Raw genomic sequence first — 5,344 nt, forward strand, 5'->3', positions numbered from 1 at the left:
CGGGCGCTGAAAACCGTGGAGAAGTCAGCAAAGGGCATAGTAGGCGACGCCACCGCCGAAGGCCCGAACGATGAAAGACAACGGATCGTGACGAAGAGAGACGGGAACGCATCTGACCACCTGCGCCAGCAGGCTGCGGCCAAGCCGCAGGATGAACTCGCCTCTGGATCGCCAGGACAACCCGAGTCGATTCACACCCAAACGCTGTTTGCCCAAGTGTTGGAACGGGCAAATCTACAGCGCGCCTTGAAGCAAGTGCGCCGGAACAAAGGCGCGCCGGGGATCGATGGCATGACAGTCGATCAACTGCCGGAATACCTCCTGCACCACTGGCTGGGAATACGTGCGCAACTGGAAACGGGCAGCTATCGTCCGCAACCCGTGAAGCGTGTGGAGATTCCCAAGGGCGACGGGAAGACCCGTCCTCTGGGCATCCCCACGGTGTTGGACCGGTTCATCCAGCAAGCCATCGCGCAAGTCGTATCAGCGCAATGGGAACCTCACTTTCATCGCCACAGCTACGGATTCCGCCCGCAACGTTCGGCCCATCAGGCCGTGCGCGAAGTGCAGGCGAACATCCGGGCCGGACACCGCTGGGTGGTGGATATGGACCTGCAAGCCTTCTTCGACCGGGTCAATCATGACCGGCTGATGGCACGGCTAAAAAGCCGTTGTCCGGATGCTCCACTGCTGCGACTGGTCAATCGCTTCCTGAAGGCGGGCGTGAGCGTGGGGGGTGGGCAAGTCGTGCCCACCCACTTGGGCGTGCCGCAAGGTGGGCCGCTCTCGCCGGTGCTGGCCAACGTGGTTCTGGATGAACTGGATTGGGAACTGGCCCGGCGCGGCCACCGCTTCGCCCGCTATGCCGATGACTGCAACATTCTGGTCAAAAGCCAACGGGCAGGGATGCGGGTGATGGCGAGCGTGACACGCTATGTCAGCGACACACTGCGACTCACAGTGAATCCGTTGAAAAGCGCGGTGGATCGGCCCATGAACCGCAAGTTCCTGGGCTTCACGGTCAGTCGCAACGGAGCGAAGCTGAAGGTGGCCGATAAGGCCCTCGAGAAGCTGCAGGACCGGGTGCGGGAACTGACCCGTCGTACGCGAGGCACCAGCATTGGCGCTGTCGTCGCGGAGCTGAGAGACACCCTGCTTGGTTGGAAAGCGTACTTCGGCATTGCCGAAGTGCTGAGTCCTCTGCGCGACATCGACAAGTGGGTACGGCGCAAGTTGCGTTGCTATCTCTGGAAACAATGGGGCGCGGCCGGCTATCGGGAACTGCGCAAGCGCGGGGTATCAGTGCGCGAAGCGTGGAACACCAGCAAGTCGGCGCATGGTCCATGGCGGCTGTCGAAGACGCCCGCCTTGGCAATCGCGCTACCCTTGCGCTTCTTCATCAACTTGGGACTACCCAGCCTTGCGCCACGGTAGGAATTCAATTCATCGAACCGCCGGATACGTGACCCGTACGTCCGGTGGTGTGGGAGGGAGGGGCCGCGAGGCTTCTTCCTATCCCGATTGAAGCTGTAGAAAAACCCCTTTTCAAGCCGCAAAGGCCTCTCCCGATGGCGCGATTTCCTTCGCGCCATTTGTTATCTCACCATCGGATTCATCGGATCGCCGTGCCGCCAGCGCCGACTTTTCGAGAATGCAGCCCGCATTCAGCAGGTTCAGGGTCTTCCTGCTTGGGACTACCCAGCCTTGCGCCACCGTAGGAATTCAATTCATCGAACCGCCGGATACGTGACCCGTACGTCCGATGGTGTGGGAGGGGGGGCCGTGAGGCTTTCCCCTATCCCGATTCGGCCCCATAAAGTGGCGTCCAGTTTTTTGCTGCTCTTTGCGCGATTTCCGGCATCTACACTTGCGCAGTGATGTTGCCTGTAGTATCGTTTATCGCATGAATACTGCCGTCAAACTGCTTCAAGCCATGCGTAGCAATCCGCTCGATTGGAAGCTGGCGCAGCTTCAAACAGTAGCGCGCCAGAACGGAATCGACTGGCGGCACGTTGGAACGAGTCACTGCGTCTTCGTGCGCCCTGATGGCAAGACGCTCCCCCGTTCCGGCCCGGCGTCCGATCAAGGCGATCTACGTCAAGAAGTTCCTGGAACTCGTTGAAGGAGCATGAACCATGGGAAAGAAAATTGACTACCCGTTTGAGATCCGCCCGCTGTCGGCCGAGGAAGGCGGGGGCTTTCTAATTTCGTACCCTGATTTCTCGGAATGCCTATCTGATGGCGAAACAGTCGAGGAAGCGCTCACGAATGGGAAGGACGCTTTGAAGTCGACGATTGCCGCACTCAAGGCAAAGGAGCTACCAATTCCTGCCCCGAATAGCGGGGGTGTCGCATCGGGAAAGTTTGTCGCTCGCGTTCCAAAGACGGTCCACGCACGGTTGGCTACACGCGCAAAGGCAGAGGGTGTGTCGCTAAATACTCTTGTACTGACATTCATCGCGGAAGGTCTTGGGCGCAAGGACCGGCACGCGTAGTTGCAATGTGGCCGAACCCATCATTCCACCGGACGCCCCGCGATGAAACCGCGCAGCGCCGGTGATTCCAAACCTTACCTTCGTGCGCCTCGCCAGCGATTGCTGGAACGATGAAGGTCGAAACACCTTTATCACCTTCATCACTGGAAACTCGGATGCCGGGGATGTTGTTCCCGGATCGGGAGGTGTAGGGAAAGCCCGCTGGGGTAGTTCTGGTCGTGGCAAGCGTGGCGGGGTGCGAGTCATTTACTTCAACCGTCTCGCCGGGAAATCCGGTTGCTACTGGTCTACGGAAAGTCCATGCGCGAAAATGTCGCTGCGTAAAGCGGTACGGCCCAAACTGCGATTCGTAGCCTGTTGAACGTCCCCGGTCATGCAGCGGATGCGTGAACGCCACGAAGTGAACAGCAGGAATTTGTAATCCGGAAATCGACGTATCAACGATGCGAAACAAACCGCGAATTGCCTCCGCCCCCTGTGGCCTTAGCCGCTTCAAAAGTCGGCGCCCCACGGGGACTTCCTTCGGTCGCTGGCGGTACGGCGCGCGCCACGGCTTCCATGCTTGATTCGGCGCTCCTCGCCGATCTGCGGGCGGCGCGTCGCGTGGTCGTGTTCACCGGCGCCGGCATGTCGGCGGAAAGCGGCATCCCGACCTTCCGCGACCGCCTGACCGGGCTCTGGGCGCGTGTGGACCCGATGGAAATCGCCACGCCCCGGGCGTTTCGCGCCGATCCGCAGCGGGTGTGGGATTGGCACGTGCATCTGGCGGAGGCGGTGCGCGCGGCGCGGCCGAACGCCGGGCACGAGGCGATCGCGGTTCTGGAGCGGGCGAGGCTGGAGGTGACGGTGGTCACCCAGAACATCGACAACCTGCACCAGCGCGCCGGCAGCGCGAAGGTGATCGAACTGCACGGCAACCTGCTGCGGCTGAAATCCTTTGTCGATGAAGAGGCGGCGTTCGCCGCCGCGGCGCCGCCGGTGATCTGCCCGGTATGCGCGGGCTATGCCGTGTGGGAGCGCTGCGACCCCTGGGCGGAACGTGCCGATCTGCGGGTCATCGAGCTGCGCGCCGGGCGGGTGCCGCGTTGTCCCGGTTGCGGCGCCCTGCTGCGGCCCGACGTGGTGTGGTTCGGCGAGCCGCTGGCGGTCGAGATGCTGGAGGCGGCATGGAACGCCGTCGAGGAGTGCGATGCCCTGATCTCGGTCGGCGCGTCGCTGGAAGTGGAGCCGGCGGCCAGCCTGCCATGGCGTGCGCTGCACAGGGGGGCGCGGGTGATCGAAGTCAATCCGGCGCCGACGGCGCTGGCCGCGCATTGCCATGCCAGCATCGGCGCCCCCGCCGCCGGAACCTTGCCCGAACTGTTCGCGACGATCTGGCCGCCGCTCTGAAAGAAGCGCAAATCGGTGACAGACTGCGATTTACACAGTGCCGCCAGCAACCGAAGGAAGTCCCCGTGGGGCGCCGACTGGTTTTGGTAGGTGCGTGGTCGTTATATCGTTACCGGAAGGAGAACCCATGTCACATCAGATCCTGTCGGGCAAGCGCGTACTCGTCACCCACGCCGACGCGTTCATGGCGCCGGTGCTGTGCGAGGTGTTCTCCGGTCATGGTGCGACGGTGATCCCGAGTACCGACCCGCTCACGAGCGCCGATGCGGTGGCCGCCGTCGTTGCCGCGGCCGGCCATGTCGATGTCCTCGTTGCCAACCTCGCGATACCGGCGCCGAGCACGGCGGCCACGGAGGTTTCGGACGGCGAATGGAACGATACCTTCGCCGCACTGGTGCATCCCCTGCCGCGACTGTTCCGTGCCGTCCTGCCGGCCATGATCGCGCGCCGCTCGGGCAGGATCCTCGTCATGGGCAGCGCCTCGGCGCTGCGCGGGATGAAGCGCGCCTCGACCTACAGTGCCGCCCGCGGCGCCCAGCTTGCCTATGTGCAGGCAGTCGGCGTGGAGGTGGCCCCCCATAACGTGCAGGTGAATGCGATCGCGCAGAACTTCGTCGACAACCCGACCTACTTTCCGCCCGGGGTCCAGGGCAATCCCAGGTTCCAGGAACGCCTGAAGCGCGAGGTTCCCCTGGGGCGCCTGGTCGGGGCACGAGAGGACGCCGAGTTTGCGGCCTACCTTTGCAGCGAGCCGGCGAGTTGCTTCGTGGGGCAGGTGTTTCCGGTTTGCGGTGGCTGGGTGGCGCGCTAGTGCGAACGACGACCGGCCCATCCTCTACCGGGCGCCGCGGGTTCAAACCGCGCGGCGCCCGTCATCTTGAACCTGCGGAGATCGCATGCTGAGGGAACTCCAGAATGTGCAGCAGTCGGCGGGCGGCGCGAAGCGGCGCTGGTTCTTCTGCCATGACCTCGACCTCGTCGTCTGGGAGGAAGACAGCGGGTCGATTTCGGGTTTCCAACTGGCCTACGACAAGCACAGGAACGAGCATTCCGTGTCCTGGCGAAAGGATCGTGGCTTCACGCACTACGTGGTGGATGACGGCGAACCGATGGCCGGGGTGAATGACACGCCGTTCCTGTATGCCAACGGACCATTCGGGCGTGATCGTGTCCTCGATCTGTTTCTCGCCCTCGCGGCTGGGGTGCCGCCGGACATCGTCGATTTTGTCGCGGCCAGGCTTCGCGAGTTCGACGGGCCGCTGGTTCCCTGACATGGCGCCCAAGGTGGGCTAGCCCGGATATTTCACGAAAGTAGGTCGGCGGAATCGCCGTGAGGCGCGTTAATACTGGTGTCGAGACAGGATTAACGGAGTATTCCGCCGATGCCAAATTGTACGCGTGGGGAGATGGAGTTTGGGCGCCTGGGTCGTTGCACGATCGAGGCGAATTTCGAGGGTGGC

The 5,344-nt window shown here is 62.8% G+C and carries 6 protein-coding genes; 5 read left to right on the forward strand and 1 reads right to left on the reverse strand.

The window, feature by feature from the left end; all coding sequences use genetic code 11:
- On the forward strand, positions 1–1,434 hold a 1,434-nt coding region (gene ltrA, locus J0M27_RS21040), incomplete at its 5' end, for a group II intron reverse transcriptase/maturase (protein ID WP_294996589.1).
- 427 nt (positions 1,435–1,861) lie between these two features.
- Here ltrA and J0M27_RS21045 read toward each other — a convergent pair.
- Entirely contained in the window at positions 1,862–2,026 is a 165-nt protein-coding gene (locus J0M27_RS21045; RefSeq protein ID WP_294996592.1) for a hypothetical protein, read from the reverse strand.
- Positions 2,027–2,135: 109 nt separating this feature from the next.
- Between J0M27_RS21045 and J0M27_RS21050 the strand changes: the two genes are divergently transcribed.
- The 4 genes from J0M27_RS21050 (at position 2,136) to J0M27_RS21065 (ending at position 5,155) form a co-directional block, all read left to right on the forward strand.
- Positions 2,136–2,495 carry a type II toxin-antitoxin system HicB family antitoxin gene (locus J0M27_RS21050; protein ID WP_294996595.1) on the forward strand — a complete coding sequence of 120 codons (360 nt, stop codon included), beginning with the start codon at positions 2,136–2,138 and terminating at the stop codon, positions 2,493–2,495.
- A 558-nt stretch (positions 2,496–3,053) separates the two neighbouring features.
- Positions 3,054–3,884, forward strand: coding sequence for an NAD-dependent deacylase (locus tag J0M27_RS21055; protein ID WP_294996598.1), 831 nt, complete (start codon positions 3,054–3,056; stop codon positions 3,882–3,884).
- A gap of 127 nt (positions 3,885–4,011) precedes the next feature.
- Positions 4,012–4,695, forward strand: a complete 684-nt coding sequence (locus J0M27_RS21060) for an SDR family oxidoreductase (protein WP_294996601.1) — start codon at positions 4,012–4,014, stop codon at positions 4,693–4,695.
- An 85-nt stretch (positions 4,696–4,780) separates the two neighbouring features.
- Positions 4,781–5,155 (forward strand): hypothetical protein, encoded by a 375-nt coding sequence (locus J0M27_RS21065; RefSeq protein ID WP_294996604.1) that lies wholly within the window; start codon positions 4,781–4,783, stop codon positions 5,153–5,155.
- The last annotated feature ends 189 nt before the right edge of the window (positions 5,156–5,344 follow it).

Source organism: Sulfuritalea sp. (assembly GCF_017302275.1).
Taxonomy (GTDB): domain Bacteria; phylum Pseudomonadota; class Gammaproteobacteria; order Burkholderiales; family Rhodocyclaceae; genus Sulfuritalea.